We start from the raw sequence: 16,757 nt of genomic DNA, 5'->3' as shown, positions 1-16,757 counted from the left end.
GACCGGTGTGCCGGACCTGATCGGGGCGGCTGGTCCGGCTGGTGCCGGCGGGGTCGACGACCCGCTCGTGATCCGCGACGCCGCGACCGGCGCCGCGGTGCCGGACGCGTTCCAACGACTCTGGAACCCGCACCGGATGGCGTACATCGACGCCGGGCGCGAGGGCGAGGGCCGCGGCCACCGCGACGACTGCCCGTTCTGCGAGGCCCCGCACAAGTCCGACGAGGACGCCCTCATCGTCGCGCGCGGCGAGCACGCCTACGTCCTGCTCAACCTCTTCCCGTACAACAACGGCCACCTGCTCGTGTGCCCGTACCGCCACGTCCCGCTCTACGACGAGGCGACCCCGGACGAGCTGCGCGAGATGGGGGAGCTCACACAGACCGCGATGCGCGTGCTCCGGCAGGTGTCCCACTGCGACGGCTTCAACATCGGCATGAACCAGGGCGAGGTCGCCGGGGCGGGCATCGCCGCGCACCTGCACCAGCACATCGTGCCGCGGTGGGCGTCCGACGCGAACTTCTTCCCGATCATCGCCCGGACGAAGTCGATGTCGCAGATGCTCGGCGAGACCCGCCGACTCGTCGCCGAGGGCTGGCCCGTACAGCACTAGACTGTCGGCATCATGAGCGACAGCAGCAGCACCCCGAGCACCCCCGGCACCTCGATCACCGGCTCCGACCGCGTCAAGCGCGGACTCGCGGAGATGCTCAAGGGCGGCGTCATCATGGACGTCGTCGACGCCGAGCAGGCCCGCATCGCGGAAGAGGCCGGCGCGACCGCCGTCATGGCCCTCGAGCGTGTCCCCGCCGACATCCGCGCCCAGGGCGGCGTGGCCCGCATGTCCGACCCGTCGATGATCGAGGAGATCATCGCCGCCGTGTCGATCCCGGTCATGGCGAAGGCCCGCATCGGTCACTTCGTCGAGGCCCAGGTCCTGCAGGAGCTCGGTGTCGACTACATCGACGAGTCCGAGGTCCTGTCGCCGGCCGACTACGTCAACCACATCGACAAGTGGAAGTTCACCACCCCCTTCGTCTGCGGTGCCACCAACCTGGGCGAGGCGCTCCGTCGCATCACCGAGGGCGCGGCGATGATCCGTTCCAAGGGCGAGGCCGGCACGGGTGACGTGTCCGAGGCCACGAAGCACATCCGCACGATCAGCAAGGAGATCGCGGCGCTGCGCAACCTCAAGGAGGACGAGCTCTACGTCGCCGCGAAGGAGCTCCAGGCCCCGATCGACGTCGTGCAGGAGGTCGCCCGCACCGGCAAGCTGCCCGTCGTGCTCTTCACCGCCGGCGGTGTCGCCACCCCGGCCGACGCCGCGATGATGATGCAGCTCGGTGCCGACGGCGTGTTCGTCGGGTCCGGCATCTTCAAGTCCGGCGACCCCGCCAAGCGTGCCGCGGCGATCGTCAAGGCCGTCACCTTCCACGACGACCCGAAGGTCATCGCCGAGGTGTCCCGCGGGCTCGGCGAGGCGATGGTCGGCATCAACGTCGCCGACGTCCCCGCGCCGCACCGTCTCGCCGAGCGCGGCTGGTGAGTGCCCGGCCCCGCATCGGGGTCCTCGCGCTGCAGGGCGACTTCCGTGAGCACATCGCGTCGTTGACCGAGCTCGGCGCCGACGTCGTGCCGCTCCGTCGACCGGAGGAGATCGCGTCACTCGACGGCGTCGTGATCCCCGGCGGCGAGTCCAGCGTGATGGACAAGCTTTCCCGCGCGTTCGGCGTCGCCGCCCCGCTGTCCGAGGCGATCCGCGGGGGACTACCGACGTACGGCACGTGTGCCGGCATGATCATGCTGTCGTCGCGGATCGCCGCCGGGATCCCTGGGCAGCAGACGCTCGACGTGCTCGACACCACGGTGCGGCGCAACGCCTTCGGCGCGCAGAACGACTCGTTCGAGACCGACATCCCGATGCCGGACCTCGGCGAGGCCCCCGTGCACGCGGTCTTCATCCGCGCGCCGGTGGTCGAGCAGCACGGCGACGACGTGCACGTGCTCGGTGCCCTGCCGGACGGCCAGGTGGTGGCGGTGCAGCAGGGCAACGTCATCGCGAGTGCGTTCCACCCGGAGGTCGCGGGCGAGGACCGCTTCCACCGGCGCTTCCTGGACCTGGTCCGCACCGCCTGACCGCGGAGCGCCGCCGTGCACGGCGGGGCCGAGCGCCGAGCACCGAGCACCGAGCACCAGGCGACGGGCCCCGACCGGCGGTCAGGCGACGCCGAGTGCCGTCGCGACCTGCAGGCCGACGGTGCCCAGTGCCGCGGCGGCGAACACGCCCGCGAGCACGGCGTCCACCACGGCACGCGGTCGGCGTCGTCCGCCGTCAGCGCGCAGCAGCTCCGCCGAGAACCGGAACACGAACACCCGCGCGGCCAGCAGGAGCGGCACCGACCACGCAGCCCAGGAGCCGACGGACGGCGCCGACAGGGCGACGAGGAGCCACGCGGCGAGGGCGGCCAGGCCGCTGAGGAGCGCTCCGCTCCGGTCGCTGTCGTCCTCGCGGCGGCGTCCCCGGTCGGCGACCGTTCCGGCCCACAACCCCGATCGCACCTGGGTCCGTCGACGGGCGATCGTGATCGCGCTCCGCGCGGCCGATTCGAGCAGGAGCGCGACGGCGAGGACCGCGACGAGCGTGGCGACGGGGTCGCCGTCCGGTGGCACGATGCCGGCGAGCAGCACCACCGCGATGCCGGTTCCCACGATCCACGTGACGGCCGTCAGCACGAGGACGACCGGCACGAGCGGGATGCGACGCGCGGTCCGGCGGAGGAGGCCGCGGGGGAACGTCACGAACGAGTTCACCTCGGCCACCAGCACCCAGAGAGCCACGACTCCGGTGACCGCCCAGCCGAGGGCCTTCGTCACCACGTTCGCGCCGCCGCCCGCCGCCACGTGGGCGCCGAGGACCGAGGCGAGCAGCAACCAGGTGACGATCGCCACCGGGATGGACACGAGGTTCCAGACCCCGTGGTCCACCCGGCGGAGGGCCTCCCACGACGTCGGGTGCTGCGCGAGCACCTGGGCCGCGTTGGCGACCCGTCCCGGTGCGTGCATCGCCGATCCCGCCGCGAGCATCACCCACTCGTTGTTCGGGTCGAGTTCGAGGGCGCGGTCGAGGGCGGCCGTCGCCTGCGGCCGGTAGGTCTCGTCCGTCCAGGACAGGGCGCGGTAGCACCCGGCGGCGTCGGCGAGGAGCACGGCGTCGTGCGGGGCCAGTTCGAGTGCCCGGTCGAGGGCGGCCGCGGCCCGCGGCACGTCGGCGAGCGGCCAGATCTGCTCCTCGGTGATGGTGCGCTTGGCCCGAGACCACCGGGTGTGCGCGAAGGCCCAGAGCAGGTGCGCCTGCGCCCAGTCGGGGCTGCGGTCGAGCAGCCGGTCGGCCGCGCGCTTCGCCTCGAGCCGCTCGTTCGTGTTGAGGAGCGCGTTGAGTCGGGTCCACATCGCGCCGGCGTGCTCGGGGTCGATCGCCAGTGCGCGTTCCGCGGCGACCCGGCTCGCCGTGTGGTCGTGCCGTGCCCGTTCCGCTCGGGCGAGCGTCGCCCAGAGCCGCACGTCGTCCGGCGCGCTGGCGACCGCCGCCGCGAGGACCGTCCTGGCTTCGTCGGGGCGCCCGAACCCGAGCAGGGCGTCCGCGCGTTCGACGACGACGTCGACGGCGTCCGGCATCAGAGCTCGCGCTCCTCGCGCAGCCACTCGGCCATGTCGTCGTACTCGCCGCTGCTGTTCGAGTACTCCGCCACGTTGCGGGCGGCCTGTACCCACGGGCCGATGGAGGGCTTGACCTCCTTGAGGGCGTCGCGCAGGTCGGGCATCCGCACCGGTCGCACGGCGCCGGAGCGGATCGAGTCGGTCATGGCCTTCTCGGCCGCGGTCGTGACGAGGTGCTCGAGGTCGGCGCCGGAGAACCCGCGGGTCCGTCGGACGAGGTCGTCGAGGTCGATGCCCTCGATCGGGCGCTTCCGCAGGTGGCCGCGGAGGATCGCCTCGCGGGCGTCCTCGTCCGGCGGGCGCACCAGGACCATCCGGTCGAACCGGCCCGGGCGCTTCAGCGCGGCGTCGACGTCCCACGGGTGGTTCGTCGCGGCGAGCACGTAGACGCCGTCGTTCTGCGAGTCGACGCCGTCCATCTCGACGAGGAGCTGGTTCACGACGTTCCGGAACGACGACGAGGTGTTGCCGCTGCGCTTGCCGCCGATCGCGTCCATCTCGTCGAAGAACAGCACCGCCGGGGCGTGGCGCCGTGCCTCGCGGAAGACGCGGTGCACGTTCTTCTCACTCTCGCCGATGAACTTGTCGAGCACGTCCGTCAGCGTCACGGACAGGAAGTGCGCTCCGAGTTCGCCGGCGATCGCACGGGCCAGGAACGTCTTGCCGCACCCGGGCGGCCCGTACAGCAGCAGGCCCCCGCGGAGCTGCTTGCCGAACGCGGCCGCGATCTCCGGGTGCGCCATCGGCTGCAGGAAGGACTCGTCGATGCGGCGCTTCACGACCTCGAGGCCGCCGACGTCGGCGAGCCGGACGGTCTCGCGCCGGACCTCGACCACGGGGTCGGCGTCCTCGGGCACGGCGGCGACCGCCTCGCCGTCCTCGGTCACCGCCCGCTCGAGGAACGGCGGCTCGGTCGGGTCGGCGATCGACCGCTCGAGCGCCGACCAGTCGATGCCGTCGCCCTGCGCGGACGTCGCCGGGCCCGCCGTCGGCCCACCGCTCCCGGCCCCGCCGGCGGCCGAACCGGGGCCCTCCGAACCGGAGTCCGCCGCACCGGGGCCGTCCGCACCGACAGCTGGCGCCGCAGCGGCGGCCAGGGCGGACGCCCGCACGATCCCGGCGGCCTGCGCGTCGTCCGGTGCCTGCTGCAGCACGGTGCCCGCCTGCTCGATCGCCTCGCCGTGCCGTCCGGCGTCGGCGAGCAGTTCGGCGTACCGCAGGCGCAGCGCGCGGTCCTCGGGCAGCGCGGCGACGGCCGCGGCGAGTGCGGACAACGGATCGGTCATGCGTCCCCCTGGTGGTTCGTTCCCTGCCGCACCATCGTAGGGCGGTGGACGCGACCGACCGCCGGGTCCGCACCGGCGTGACGGAGCCGCGCCGTGCCTCCAGGCCGGTGGACGGCCCGTGGACCGCTAAAGTGGGCGGCACGTTCCGCAATACGCAAGGAGAACCGTGTCCGGGCATTCCAAGTGGGCAACGACCAAGCACAAGAAGGCGGTCATCGACCAGCGCCGTGCCAAGTCGTTCGCCAAGCTGATCAAGAACATCGAGGTCGCCGCGAAGATGGGCGGTGCCGACATGTCCGGCAACCCGACCCTGGTCGACGCCGTGCAGAAGGCCAAGAAGACCTCGGTCCCCAACGACAACATCGACCGCGCCGTCAAGCGCGGTGCGGGTCTCACGGGCGAGACCATCGAGTACACGACGATCATGTACGAGGGCTACGGCCCGAACGGCGTCGCGATGCTCATCGAGTGCCTCACGGACAACAAGAACCGTGCTGCAGCCGAGGTCCGGACCGCGATGTCCCGCAACGGCGGCACCATGGCCGACCCGGGCAGCGTCGCCTACAACTTCTCGCGCAAGGGCGTCATCTCGGTCACGAAGACCGACGGCCTCGACGAGGACACCGTGATGACCGCGGTGCTGGACGCCGGCGTCGAGGACGTCGTCGACCAGGGCGGCGGCTTCGAGATCATCACCGAGGCGAGCGACCTGGTCGCCGCACGCACCGCCCTGCAGGACGCCGGCATCGACTACGACTCGGCGGACGCCGAGTTCGTCCCCGGCCTCAAGGTCCCGGTCGACGCCGACACCGCCCGCAAGGTGTTCCGCCTGATCGACGCGCTCGAGGACTCCGACGACGTGCAGAACGTCTACTCGAACTTCGACATCCCCGCGGACGTCCAGGCCGAGCTCGACGAGGACGAGGGCGAGTAGCCGTGCTCCGTGTGCTCGGGGTGGACCCCGGGCTCACCCGGTGCGGCGTCGGCGTCGTCGAGGTCGCACCGAACCGGCGCGCACGACTCGTCCACGTGACGGTCGTGCGCACCCCGCCGGACATGCCGCTCGAGCAGCGGCTGCTCCGGATCGCCGACGGCATCGCCGCCGAGATCGACGAGCACCGCCCCGACGCGGTCGCCGTCGAGCGGGTCTTCGCGCAGGCGAACGTCCGCACCGTGATGGGCACCGCGCAGGCGGCCGGGCTCGCGCTGCACGCAGCAGCGGCGCGCGGCCTGCCGGTCGGGCTGCACACCCCGTCCGAGGTCAAGGCCGCCGTCACCGGCTACGGCAACGCCGACAAGCGGCAGGTGCAGACCATGATCGCGCGGGTGCTCGGGCTCGACGAGGCCCCGAAGCCGGCCGACGCCGCCGACGCGCTGGCGCTGGCCGTGTGCCATGCCTGGAGGCTCGGGTCACCGGACGTCGCCGGCTCGCGTCCGACGAACCTCACCCCCGCCCAGCGCGCCTGGCGGGATGCGCAGGCCGGCACAGCCGACACCCCGCTCGCGCGGGCCGCCGCCGCGGCCGCCCGGCCGCAGCGTGGCAGGTCGGCGTCGTCGGTGGGCGGCCCTAGGCTCGGAGCATGATCGCGAGTCTCCGGGGCACCTGCATCGACATCGCCGGCTCGGTCGTGGTGATCGAGGCCGGGGGAGTCGGGTACGCCGTCACGGTGACGCCCGCACACGCGCTGACGATGCGCCACGGTTCCGAGGTGTTCGTCCGCACGGCCATGATCGTGCGCGAGGACGAGCACCTGCTGTTCGGGTTCGCCTCGACCGACGCGCTGCAGGTGTTCGACCTGCTCCGCGGCGTCTCCGGGGTCGGACCGAAGTCGGCGATGGGCGTCCTGGCGCACATGGAACCCGCACAGGTCGCGAACGCCGTCGCGTCCGAGGACGACGGCGCCTTCCGCAAGGTCTCCGGCATCGGCCCGAAGACCGCCAAGCTCATCATCGTCGCGCTCTCCGGCAAGCTCGCCGCCTTCGAGCACGCGCCGACCGCCGCGACCGTGTCCGGCACCGCGCACCCCGCCGCCGTCGACGTCGTCGCCGCCCTGGTCGGTCTCGGCTGGCGCGAGGACGCCGCCCAGCGTGCCGTCGACGACACCGTCGCGACCGAGCCGGGCGTCGCCGCGATGGGCACCCAGGCGCTCCTGCGCGCCGCGCTGGGCGCCCTGCGGCCCGCCGGTGCCGGCCGGTGAGCGGCATCACCGCCGCCGGTGCCGAGTCCCCGGAGGAACTCGCGTTCGAGGGCGCGCTGCGACCGAAGTCGCTCGACGAGTTCGTCGGCCAGCGCAAGGTCCGCGGGCAGCTCGACCTGCTCCTCAAGGCGGCCGCGCTGCAGGACCGCACCCCCGACCACATCCTGATGGCCGGCCCGCCCGGTCTCGGCAAGACGACGCTCGCGATGATCGTCGCGCACGAGTCCGGTCGGCCCCTGCGCATGTCGAGCGGACCCGCCATCCAGCACGCCGGCGACCTCGCCGCCGTGCTCTCCTCGCTCGTGCCCGGCGAGGTCCTGTTCATCGACGAGATCCACCGCATGGCCCGCTCGGCAGAGGAGATGCTCTACCTGGCCATGGAGGACTTCCGCATCGACGTGATGGTCGGCAAGGGAGCCGGCGCGACGAGCATCCCGCTCGACCTCGCGCCGTTCACCCTCGTCGGGGCGACCACCCGCGCCGGCCTGCTGCCGAACCCGCTCCGTGACCGCTTCGGCTTCACCGCCCACCTCGAGTTCTACGAGAAGGACGAACTCGAGCAGGTCCTCATCCGCGCGGCCCACCTGCTCGAACTCGACATCGACCGCACGGCCCTGCGCGAGATCGCCGGGCGCTCCCGCGGCACGCCGCGCATCGCGAACCGACTGCTCCGACGGGTCCGCGACTACGCCCTCGTGCACCGCACCACCGACGGCATGGCCGCGGTGCAGGGCGCACTCGACCTGTACGACGTCGACGAGCTCGGACTCGACCGGCTCGACCGCGCCGTCGTCGAGACGATGCTGACCCGCTTCGACGGCGGGCCCGTCGGGCTGAACACGCTCGCGGTGTCCGTGGGCGAGGAGTCCGAGACGGTCGAGTCGGTCGTCGAGCCCTTCCTCGTCCGCGTCGGTCTCGTCACCCGGACCCCCCGCGGTCGCATCGCCACGCCGCTCGCCTGGCGCCACCTCGGACTGACCCCCGGGCAGGGCGCCGTGGCCACCCCGGCGCTGTTCGACGACCAGGACGCCACGGACTGACGGCGGATCACCGGACCGACACACCGCGTCCAGTGCCGTGCCCTAGACTGCTACGGCCCGAAACCGAAATACCAGAGAAGGCATCGCACCATGGACCAATCCGTCATCCTCATCGTCATCATCGTGGCGTTCGCGGCCTTCATGTTCTACAGCAGCCGCAAGCGCAAGAAGCAGCAGGCCGAGATCGCCGACAAGATGGTCCCCGGTGCCAAGGTCATGCTCTCCTTCGGCCTCTACGGCACCCTGCTCTCCGTCGACGACGAGAAGGTCACCGCCGACGTCGAGATCGCCCCGGGCACCGTCGTGACCGTGCACCGGCAGACGCTGTCCCGCGTGGTCGACGACACCGCGAACGACGTCGTGACCACCGCGACGCCCGAGGCCGAGGCGACGACGCCGGCCGAGCCCGGCGTGGTCGAACTGAACGGCGAGCCGGTCTACGGCGAGCGGGTCGAGGACACCGACCCCACGAAGCGCAAGTCCGACGACTGACGCCCTCGACCGCCGGGTCGACTGACCCGGCGGCCCTCCGACGCCGTCGCACGCTGTGCCGACGGTCCTGACAGAAAGACGAGACGACCGGTGGCACGATCGACACCCGTCAAGAAGGCGCTTCGCTCGCTCACCTGGTTGGTGATCCTGATGGCGATCCTCGCCGGCCTGAACACCGCCGCGTCGGTCCTCGCCGGCTCCTCGAAGGACGACACCGACAAGTGGTACCAGGGTGCGAGCTGGGTCCCCGAGCTGGCGCTCGACCTGCAGGGCGGCACGCAGCTGACCCTGGCGGCGCAGAACACCGAGGGTGGCTCCGTCACGCGGCAGCAGCTCGACCAGGCCGTCGAGATCATCCGACAGCGCATCAACGCGACCGGCGTCTCCGAGTCCCAGATCAACACGCAGGGCACGAACAACATCGTCGTGTCGATCCCGGGCAAGCCGGACCAGGCGACGATCGACCGGATCGAAGCCGCGGCGAAGCTGACGTTCCGCCCGGTCCTGTACACCCAGGCCGCGACGAACTCGTCCGTCGGTGACGCCGGTTCGTCCAGCGCCTCGCCGACGCCGTACTCGCCGCCCGCCTCGCTCGCCGCGACGCCGAGCACGAAGCCGACGAACGCGAGCGACCTCGCCTGGGTCACGCCCAAGCTGCAGGACCTGTACACCAACTACGACTGCTCGGCCCCGGACGACGTCACGACGGCGCCCGACGACGAGCCGCTCGTCACCTGCGACCAGGACGGCGCCGGCAAGTACATCCTCGGTCCGGTCGAGGTCTCCGGTGCGAACATCAGCAACGCGACCTCCGGCCTCGGCACCGACTCGCAGGGCACCTCGACGGGCCAGTGGGTCGTCAACCTGACGTTCGACGGCACCGGCACGAAGGACTTCGGGACGGTCACGAACCGCCTCGTCAAGCTGCAGCAGCCGCAGAACCAGTTCGCGATCGTGCTCGACGGCTCGGTGATCAGCGCGCCGACCACGAACGTCGCGATCCCGAACGGCAAGGCGCAGATCAGCGGCAACTTCACCGCCGACTCCGCGAAGACCCTCGCCGACCAGCTGAAGTACGGCGCGCTGCCGATCAACTTCCAGGTGCAGTCGAACGAGAACATCTCGGCGACCCTCGGCACCGCGCAGCTCGTCGGCGGTCTCGTCGCCGGCCTCATCGGTCTGATCCTCGTGATCATCTACTCGCTCATCCAGTACCGGGCGCTCGCGTTCGTCACCGTCCTGTCGCTCGGCGTCGCCGCCGTGCTGACCTACCTGGTGATCGCCATCATGTCCTGGCGCGTCGACTACCGCCTCTCGCTGGCGGGGGTCGCCGGTCTGATCGTGGCCATCGGCATCACAGCGGACTCGTTCATCGTGTACTTCGAGCGCATCCGCGACGAACTGCGCGACGGACGTGGCCTGGAGAGCGCGGTGGAGGCCGGATGGAAGCGTGCCCTCCGCACGATCCTGGCGTCGGACTCGATCAACTTCCTGGCCGCGGTCGTGCTCTACGTGCTCGCGGTCAGCGACGTGAAGGGCTTCGCGTTCACCCTGCTGCTGACCACCCTGATCGACGTGGTCGTCGTCGTGCTCTTCACGCACCCGATGATGCAGCTCATCGCCCGCAGCCGGTTCTTCGGCGAGGGCCACCGGTTCAGCGGACTCGACCCCGCCGCCCTCGGCGCGGTCTACCGCGGTCGCGCACAGTTCCGCGCGCCCGTCGTGGACGGCAAGCGCCAGCGCAGCGCGGGCGAGGCCCAGCGCCGCCAGACCATCGCGGAGCGGAAGGCCCAGCAGGCCTCCGGGCAGGACGGCACCACGCCGGACGGGAAGGACGACTGATGGCCAGCTTCAGCCAGTTCGGCAGCGACCTCTACACGGGCAAGCGCTCGTACGACATCGTCGGGCGCCGCAAGACGTGGTACCTCATCGCGGTCATCGCGATCGTGGTCTCGCTCGCCGTGCCGTGGCTCCGCGGGGGCTACCAGCTCGGCATCGAGTTCACCGGCGGCTCCGAGTTCACCCTCTCCGACGTCCGGAACACCGACCAGAGCATCGCGACGGACACCGTCGAGGAGATCGTCCCCGAGGGCATCCCGCGCGTCTCGCAGCTCGGCACGCACGGGCTCCGCGTGCAGACCGGTCAGCTGACCGACCGTGAGACCACCGAGGTGCGGGACGCCCTCGCGAAGGCGTACGACGTGCCCGACGAGCAGGTCGCCGCGACGTTCATCGGTGCCACGTGGGGCGCCGACGTGCTCGCCCAGGCCATCCGCGGCCTGGTGATCTTCCTCGCCCTCGCCGCCGTCGTGATGGCGCTGTACTTCCGCACCTGGAAGATGTCGCTCTCCGCGATGGTCGCGCTGCTGCACGACCTGCTCATCACGGCGGGCGTCTACGGCATCGTCGGCCTCGAGGTCACCCCCGCCGCGGTGATCGGCTTCCTGACGATCCTCGGCTACTCGCTGTACGACACCGTCGTGGTGTTCGACAAGGTCCGCGAGAACACGAGCCAGGAATCCCACCGCACCTTCGTGCAGTCGGTGAACCTGGCGGTCAACCAGACCCTGGTGCGCTCGATCAACACCTCGGTCGTCGCGCTGCTGCCCGTCGCGGCGATCCTCTTCATCGGGTCGTACGTGCTCGGCGCCGGCACCCTGCGCGACATCTCGCTCGCCCTGTTCATCGGCATCATCGTCGGCACCTACTCGACGATCTTCATCGCCTCGCCGATGTACGCGCACCTGCGCGAGAACGAGCCGAAGGTGAAGCAGGCCGACGCGAAGAAGACCGCCGCTGCGGAGAAGCGCCAGCGCGAGGTCGACGCGGCGACGGCGGACGTCTGATGCCGATCGACGTGCACGAGATCGACGTCGCCGAGGCGCGTCGCCGCCTCGACGCCGGCGCCCGGCTCTTCGACGTCCGCGAGCAGGGGGAGTGGGACGAGGTGCACGCCGCCGAGGCGACGCTCGTGCCGATGTCCGCCCTGGTCGACCGGTGGCAGGAGATCGACGGCGGCGGCGAGCCGGCCGTCGTCGTGTGCCACTCCGGCGTCCGTTCCGCCCGTGTCGTGGCGGCCCTCGAGCAGTCCGGTGTCCCCGCGGTGAGCCTGGCCGGCGGGATGGTCGCCTGGGAGCAGTCGGGGGAGCCGGTCGTCCGCGACGCCCAGGGCGAACCCCGTCACGAGCACTGACCGGACACGCGTAGTCTTGTCGGATCGAGCTCGGATCGAGCTCTCGGACCGAGTCCTGGGAGGCGCATCATGACGGACACCCGCGAAGAGCCGTCCGCGCCGAGCCGCCCCGGTTCCGCCCCGCGGCCCTCGAGTCCGATCGGGCCGAACACCACCGGCAACCTCGGCTCGCTCCGCTCCCTGCTGCCACGCCTGTTCTCGCGGGCGCAGCCGGCCGGCGCGGTGGACACGCTCATCCGCACGGTCCGGTCGCACCACCCGAAGGCCGACGTCACGCTCATCGAGCGGGCGTACTCGGTGGCCGAGCGTGCCCACGACGGGCAGAAGCGCAAGTCCGGTGAGCCGTACATCACGCACCCCGTCGCCGTCGCCCAGATCCTCGCCGACCTCGGTATCGGCGCGATCACCATCGCCGCCGCGCTGCTGCACGACACGGTCGAGGACACCGACTACCAGCTCGACCAGCTGCGCATCGACTTCGGCGACGAGATCGCGATGCTCGTCGACGGCGTCACGAAGCTCGACAAGGTCAAGTACGGCGACAGCGCCCAGGCCGAGACCGTCCGCAAGATGGTCATCGCGATGTCGAAGGACATCCGCGTGCTCGTCATCAAGCTCGCCGACCGCCTGCACAACGCCCGCACCTGGGGCTTCGTCGAGTCCGCCTCCGCCACGCGCAAGGCGAAGGAGACGCTCGAGATCTACGCGCCCCTCGCGCACCGGCTCGGCATCCAGATGATCAAGCTCGAGCTCGAGGACCTGTCCTTCGCGGTCCTGCACCCGAAGCTCTACGTCGAGATCGACAGCCTGGTGAAGGAACGCCAGCCGAAGCGCGAGCAGTTCGTGCAGACCGTCATCGGCACGCTCAAGAAGGACCTGAAGGCCGCGAAGATCCGCGGCGAGGTCATGGGCCGACCGAAGCAGTACTACTCGATCTACCAGAAGATGATCGTGCGCGGGCGTGAGTTCGAGGAGATCTACGACCTCGTCGGCATCCGGGTGCTCGTGCCGACCGTGCGCGACTGCTACGCGATGCTCGGGTCGGTGCACGCGCGCTGGACCCCGTTGCCCGGCCGCTTCAAGGACTACATCGCGACGCCGAAGTTCAACCTGTACCAGTCGCTGCACACCTCGGTGCTCGGGCCCCAGGGTCGCGCCGTCGAGATCCAGATCCGCACGCACGAGATGCACCAGCGCGCCGAGTTCGGTGTCGCCGCGCACTGGAAGTACAAGCAGCGTGCGGCCGGTCGTGACGTCGGTGCCTCGTCGACGACCGACGACCAGGACATGGCGTGGCTCGCCCACATCACGGACTGGCAGGCCGAGACGAGCGACCCGGGGGAGTTCCTCGACTCGCTCCGCTACGAGATCGGCGCGAAGGAGACGTACGTCTTCACGCCGCAGGGCAAGGTCATCGGCCTGCCGTCCGGCGCCACCCCGGTCGACTTCGCGTACGCCGTGCACACCGAGATCGGCCACCGCACGATGGGCGCGAAGGTGAACGGCCGGCTCGTGCCGCTCGAGAGCCAGCTGTCGAGCGGCGACGTCGTCGAGATCTTCACGTCGAAGAACCCGGACTCCGGCCCGAGCCAGGACTGGCTGCAGTTCGTCCGCAGCCCCCGGGCGCGGAACAAGATCAAGCAGTGGTTCACCAAGGAGCGCCGCGAAGAGGCGATCGAGCAGGGCCGCGACGCCATCGCCCGTGCGATGCGCAAGCAGAACCTGCCGCTCCAGCGCCTGATGAGCCAGGACACCATCGCCGAGATCGCGTCGTCGATGCGGTACGAGGACGTCTCCGCCCTGTACGCAGCGATCGGCGAGGGCCACGTGTCCACGCAGTCGGTGATCGAGAAGGTCCTCGGCAGCGTCCAGACCGAGACCGAGACCGACGAGACCGAGCTGTCGTTCCCGCGGCAGGTCACGAGCCGGCAGCTCCGCACCAGCGACAGCGGCGTCCTCGTCCGTGGTGCCCCCGACATCCTGGTGAAGCTCGCGAAGTGCTGCACCCCGGTCCCCGGTGACCAGATCGTCGGGTTCATCACCCGCGGTCAGGGCGTCTCGGTGCACCAGTCGTCCTGCACCAACGTGAAGTCCCTGATGAACGAGCCCGACCGCATGATCGAGGTCGAGTGGGCGCCGTCGTCGAAGTCGGTGTTCCTGGTCCAGATCCAGATCGAGGCCCTCGACCGGTCCGGGCTGCTCAGCGACGTCACCCGGGTGCTGACCGACCACCACGTGAACATCCTGTCCGCGACGGTCTCGACGTCCTCGGACCGCCTGGCCCTCAGCCGCTTCGTGTTCGAGATGGGTGACACGATCCACCTGGACCGCGTGCTCAACGCCGTCCGGCGCATCGACGCCGTCTACGACGTCTACCGGGTCAGCGCGGGCTGAGCAGGTCGCGCAGGCGCCGCTCGGCCTGCCGGGCCATCGGGATCGTCCCGAGGCCGCGCAACCGCTCGTGGAGCTCCTCCGCGGTCACGGCACCGGTGGCGAGCAGCCCGACGACGGCGTCGGACCGCGGGCCCGACGGCGGTCCCGGTGTCCGGAGCAGGTCGAGGGCGGTGCGGATCGGGGTCGTGACCGGGACGCGCTGCTCGCCCACGCGGACCACGTCGTCGTCGTGCAGCGTGACCTCGCGCAGCCGGACGGCCGGACCGGCGGTCAGCCGCACCCGCGGGGAGACGCTGGCGTCCATCGGTTCGGGCGGGCGTGACAACGCTCCCCAGATCCAGGCCGCCGTCCGTCCGGCGGCGGTGATCCGCGGGTCGCGGAGCACCCAGGCAGCCGCCTCGGCCCGCAGCGACGGGTCCTGCGGCGTGGCGGGGGAGGCCCAGCACGGTCCGACCGCGACGAGCTCACCGGCGAGGACAGCACCGCGGAGCTCGGCCTCCGGCCAGTCGTCCGTGGTGACGAGACGGGACCGGGGCACCCCGTCATCCTGCCCGACCAGCACGTCGGCGTCCGGCCCCTGTGGAGAGCAGACCGACCGGGCGCAGGGCCTCTCGCCGGCCCTCAGCGCAGGACGTCGGCCCGGTGCACCAGGGCGGCGGCCCCGATGAGCGGGCCGTCCTGCGACAGGGCGGTCGGCACGATCCGCACCTTGGTCACGAACCCGAACTCGACGCGCTCCGCGACGGCCTGGCGGGCGTACTCGAACAGGTCCAGCGTGACGTGCGAGAAGCCGCCGCCGATCGCGACCACCTCGAGGTCGACCAGGCTCGTGGCGGCTGCGATCGCCTGCCCGAGGGCCCGACCGCTCCGGCGCACCGCCGCGACGGCGATCTCGTCGCCGGCGGCGTAGGCGGCCGAGAGCTCCTCGCCGGTCGTGCCGGCGAAGCCCTGCCCGCGCGCCCACGCGACGGTCTTCGGTCCGCTGGCGATCGCCTCGAGGCAGCCGGTGCCGCCGCAGGCGCAGGGGTCGTCGTACCCGCCGCACTCGACGTGGCCGATGTGCCCGGCGTTCCCGGTGGGACCGCTGACGGTGCGGCCGTGCAGGATCAGGCCGCCGCCGACGCCCGTCGAGACGATCATGCCCATCACGTGGTCCGAACCCTGCGCGGCGCCGACCCAGTGCTCGGCGAGCGTGATCGCGAGGCCGTCCATGCGCAGCGTCACCGGGACGCCGGCGGGCACGAGGGCGGCGATGCGGTCGCGGAGCGGGTGACCGCGCCACACCGGCATGTTGAGCGGCGAGACGAGCCCGTGCTCCTCGTCGACCGGGCCGGCGGACCCGATGCCGACACCGACGAGCGTCGCGTCGGCGGGCAGGGTCGCGAGGGCGGCGGTCACGACCTCGTCGACCGCGGCCTGCAGCTCGTCCGACGTCCGCTCCGGGCCCGTCGGGCTGCGGAAGCGGGTGGCCGGCAGCACGACACCCTGGTCGGTGACGAGCGCCGCCTCGACCTTCGTCCCGCCGAGGTCGACGGCGAGGGCCAGGGTGGTGGACAGGGGTGCGGTGCTGGACATGCGCGCTCCGATGCGGCGGTCTGGAGGCCCGGTGCGGCCTGTGGACGCGACGTCGCGTCCGGCGGTCACCGGCCTGGTGCGGGGATGGGTCGGGTCGTCGGGGTCGGGTGCTGTTCGCCGGTCAGTACGACGAGGTGTCGTCGCCGAGCGACGACGCGGCACCGGTCTCGACGCGGTGGGCGACCTCGTCGAGGATGCGGGCGGAGGCGCTCGTGCCGATGCGGTCCGCACCGGCCTGCACCATCTCGAGCAGGGTGTCGAGGCCGCGGACGCCACCGGAGGCCTTCACGCCGGTGTCGGCACCGACGGTGCGCCGCATGAGGGCGATGTGCTCGGCCGTCGCGCCGCCGCCGGCGAAGCCGGTCGAGGTCTTCACGAAGGCGGCGCCGGCGGACTGCGCGGCACGCGATGCCGCGACGATCTCGTCGTCGGTGAGGAACGCGGTCTCGAGGATCACCTTGACCACGGTGGAGCCAGCGGCGTCGACGACCGCGCGGACGTCGCGCTCGACGCGCTCCCAGTCGCCGGACTTCGCCGCGCCGATGTCCTGCACCATGTCGAGCTCGAAGGCGCCGTCGGCCAGGGCCTGCAGCGACTCGGCGACCTTCGCCTCGGTCGAGGTGGTGCCGTGCGGGAAGCCGATCACGGTGCCGACGCCGACGCCGGTGCCCTGCAGCCGGGCGACGGCGTGGGTGACGTCGCCCGGGCGCACGCACACGCTGAAGACCCGGTACGCGGCGGCTTCGTCGAGCTGGGCGTCCACGTCCGAGCGGGTGAGCTCCGGCTTGAGGATCGCGTGGTCGATGAGGCCGCGGACGGCGTCGGTCGTGACGGGGAAGGCTGCGTTGTCCACCGGGCAATC

The 16,757-nt window shown here is 71.6% G+C and carries 17 protein-coding genes; 12 read left to right on the top strand and 5 right to left on the bottom strand.

From position 1 onward, the window contains the following. Positions 1 to 19 precede the first annotated feature (19 nt). From BIU97_RS03240 to pdxT, 3 genes are read left to right on the top strand one after another with little or no spacing between them, the layout of a single operon-like run. Positions 20 to 613, top strand: a complete 594-nt coding sequence (locus BIU97_RS03240; protein ID WP_441294387.1) for an HIT family protein — start codon at positions 20 to 22, stop codon at positions 611 to 613. 12 nt (positions 614 to 625) lie between these two features. Further along, positions 626 to 1,546, top strand: a complete 921-nt coding sequence (gene pdxS / locus BIU97_RS03235) for a pyridoxal 5'-phosphate synthase lyase subunit PdxS (RefSeq protein ID WP_071255335.1) — start codon at positions 626 to 628, stop codon at positions 1,544 to 1,546. Beyond that, a complete protein-coding gene (gene pdxT, locus BIU97_RS03230; RefSeq protein WP_071255338.1) occupies positions 1,540 to 2,136 on the top strand; it encodes a pyridoxal 5'-phosphate synthase glutaminase subunit PdxT in 597 nt (198 codons plus the stop codon). Before pdxS ends, pdxT begins: the two co-directional genes overlap by 7 nt. Before the next feature lie 81 nt (positions 2,137 to 2,217). Here pdxT and BIU97_RS03225 read toward each other — a convergent pair whose 3' ends face one another. Continuing rightward, on the bottom strand, positions 2,218 to 3,675 hold the full coding sequence (locus tag BIU97_RS03225) for a tetratricopeptide repeat protein (protein WP_071255345.1): 1,458 nt from the start codon (positions 3,673 to 3,675) through the stop codon (positions 2,218 to 2,220). Then, positions 3,675 to 5,003 carry an AAA family ATPase gene (locus BIU97_RS03220; protein WP_071255347.1) on the bottom strand — a complete coding sequence of 443 codons (1,329 nt, stop codon included), beginning with the start codon at positions 5,001 to 5,003 and terminating at the stop codon, positions 3,675 to 3,677. Before BIU97_RS03220 ends, BIU97_RS03225 begins: the two co-directional genes overlap by 1 nt. A gap of 166 nt (positions 5,004 to 5,169) precedes the next feature. Here BIU97_RS03220 and BIU97_RS03215 point away from each other — a divergent pair, with 166 nt between their 5' ends. The 9 genes from BIU97_RS03215 to BIU97_RS03175 all read left to right on the top strand — a co-directional run bounded on the left by BIU97_RS03215 (position 5,170) and on the right by BIU97_RS03175 (position 14,320). Then, positions 5,170 to 5,937, top strand: coding sequence for a YebC/PmpR family DNA-binding transcriptional regulator (locus tag BIU97_RS03215; protein WP_071255350.1), 768 nt, complete (start codon positions 5,170 to 5,172; stop codon positions 5,935 to 5,937). Positions 5,938 to 5,939: 2 nt separating this feature from the next. Beyond that, positions 5,940 to 6,587: a crossover junction endodeoxyribonuclease RuvC gene (gene ruvC, locus BIU97_RS03210; protein WP_071297061.1), complete on the top strand. Its 648-nt coding sequence runs from the start codon at positions 5,940 to 5,942 to the stop codon at positions 6,585 to 6,587. Beyond that, the gene (ruvA, locus tag BIU97_RS03205; RefSeq protein ID WP_071255356.1) at positions 6,584 to 7,201 is read left to right on the top strand and encodes a Holliday junction branch migration protein RuvA; all 618 of its coding nucleotides are present in this window, start codon (positions 6,584 to 6,586) and stop codon (positions 7,199 to 7,201) included. Before ruvC ends, ruvA begins: the two co-directional genes overlap by 4 nt. Beyond that, the gene (ruvB, locus tag BIU97_RS03200; RefSeq protein ID WP_071255359.1) at positions 7,198 to 8,241 is read left to right on the top strand and encodes a Holliday junction branch migration DNA helicase RuvB; all 1,044 of its coding nucleotides are present in this window, start codon (positions 7,198 to 7,200) and stop codon (positions 8,239 to 8,241) included. The genes ruvA and ruvB overlap by 4 nt, the downstream gene beginning before the upstream one ends. A gap of 90 nt (positions 8,242 to 8,331) precedes the next feature. After that, on the top strand, positions 8,332 to 8,733 hold the full coding sequence (locus BIU97_RS03195; protein WP_071255365.1) for a preprotein translocase subunit YajC: 402 nt from the start codon (positions 8,332 to 8,334) through the stop codon (positions 8,731 to 8,733). 90 nt (positions 8,734 to 8,823) lie between these two features. Further along, a complete protein-coding gene (gene secD, locus BIU97_RS03190; protein WP_071255369.1) occupies positions 8,824 to 10,575 on the top strand; it encodes a protein translocase subunit SecD in 1,752 nt (583 codons plus the stop codon). After that, the gene (gene secF / locus BIU97_RS03185; protein WP_071255373.1) at positions 10,575 to 11,579 is read left to right on the top strand and encodes a protein translocase subunit SecF; all 1,005 of its coding nucleotides are present in this window, start codon (positions 10,575 to 10,577) and stop codon (positions 11,577 to 11,579) included. The genes secD and secF overlap by 1 nt, the downstream gene beginning before the upstream one ends. Next, positions 11,579 to 11,926 (top strand): rhodanese-like domain-containing protein, encoded by a 348-nt coding sequence (locus BIU97_RS03180; RefSeq protein ID WP_139195873.1) that lies wholly within the window; start codon positions 11,579 to 11,581, stop codon positions 11,924 to 11,926. Before secF ends, BIU97_RS03180 begins: the two co-directional genes overlap by 1 nt. Positions 11,927 to 11,995: 69 nt before the next feature. Beyond that, complete coding sequence (locus BIU97_RS03175; protein ID WP_254782868.1) at positions 11,996 to 14,320, top strand: RelA/SpoT family protein; 2,325 nt, start codon at positions 11,996 to 11,998, stop codon at positions 14,318 to 14,320. On the opposite strand, the gene BIU97_RS17920 is transcribed toward BIU97_RS03175, so the two are convergent. From BIU97_RS17920 to deoC, 3 genes are all read right to left on the bottom strand, one after another. Continuing rightward, positions 14,307 to 14,858, bottom strand: a complete 552-nt coding sequence (locus BIU97_RS17920) for a type IV toxin-antitoxin system AbiEi family antitoxin (RefSeq protein ID WP_175472398.1) — start codon at positions 14,856 to 14,858, stop codon at positions 14,307 to 14,309. The genes BIU97_RS03175 and BIU97_RS17920 overlap by 14 nt on opposite strands. An 83-nt stretch (positions 14,859 to 14,941) precedes the next feature. Beyond that, complete coding sequence (locus BIU97_RS03165) at positions 14,942 to 15,895, bottom strand: ROK family protein (protein WP_071297059.1); 954 nt, start codon at positions 15,893 to 15,895, stop codon at positions 14,942 to 14,944. Positions 15,896 to 16,016: 121 nt separating this feature from the next. After that, positions 16,017 to 16,748, bottom strand: coding sequence for a deoxyribose-phosphate aldolase (deoC, locus tag BIU97_RS03160; RefSeq protein ID WP_083420805.1), 732 nt, complete (start codon positions 16,746 to 16,748; stop codon positions 16,017 to 16,019). Positions 16,749 to 16,757: the final 9 nt, after the last annotated feature.

The organism is Curtobacterium sp. MCBA15_009 (assembly GCF_001864895.1).
Lineage (GTDB): Bacteria > Actinomycetota > Actinomycetes > Actinomycetales > Microbacteriaceae > Curtobacterium.
This window is presented reverse-complemented; position numbering and strand designations above follow the sequence as displayed.

What these genes read in the sequence shown, in the direction of transcription:
- secF (WP_071255373.1), top strand. Translation starts at nt 10,575, where the DNA reads ATGGCCAGCTTCAGCCAGTTCGGCAGCGACCTCTACACGGGCAAGCGC.
- BIU97_RS03165 (WP_071297059.1), bottom strand. Translation starts at nt 15,895, where the DNA reads ATGTCCAGCACCGCACCCCTGTCCACCACCCTGGCCCTCGCCGTCGAC.
- ruvA (WP_071255356.1), top strand. Translation starts at nt 6,584, where the DNA reads ATGATCGCGAGTCTCCGGGGCACCTGCATCGACATCGCCGGCTCGGTC.
- BIU97_RS03195 (WP_071255365.1), top strand. Translation starts at nt 8,332, where the DNA reads ATGGACCAATCCGTCATCCTCATCGTCATCATCGTGGCGTTCGCGGCC.
- BIU97_RS03175 (WP_254782868.1), top strand. Translation starts at nt 11,996, where the DNA reads ATGACGGACACCCGCGAAGAGCCGTCCGCGCCGAGCCGCCCCGGTTCC.
- BIU97_RS03180 (WP_139195873.1), top strand. Translation starts at nt 11,579, where the DNA reads ATGCCGATCGACGTGCACGAGATCGACGTCGCCGAGGCGCGTCGCCGC.
- BIU97_RS03220 (WP_071255347.1), bottom strand. Translation starts at nt 5,003, where the DNA reads ATGACCGATCCGTTGTCCGCACTCGCCGCGGCCGTCGCCGCGCTGCCC.
- BIU97_RS03225 (WP_071255345.1), bottom strand. Translation starts at nt 3,675, where the DNA reads ATGCCGGACGCCGTCGACGTCGTCGTCGAACGCGCGGACGCCCTGCTC.
- pdxS (WP_071255335.1), top strand. Translation starts at nt 626, where the DNA reads ATGAGCGACAGCAGCAGCACCCCGAGCACCCCCGGCACCTCGATCACC.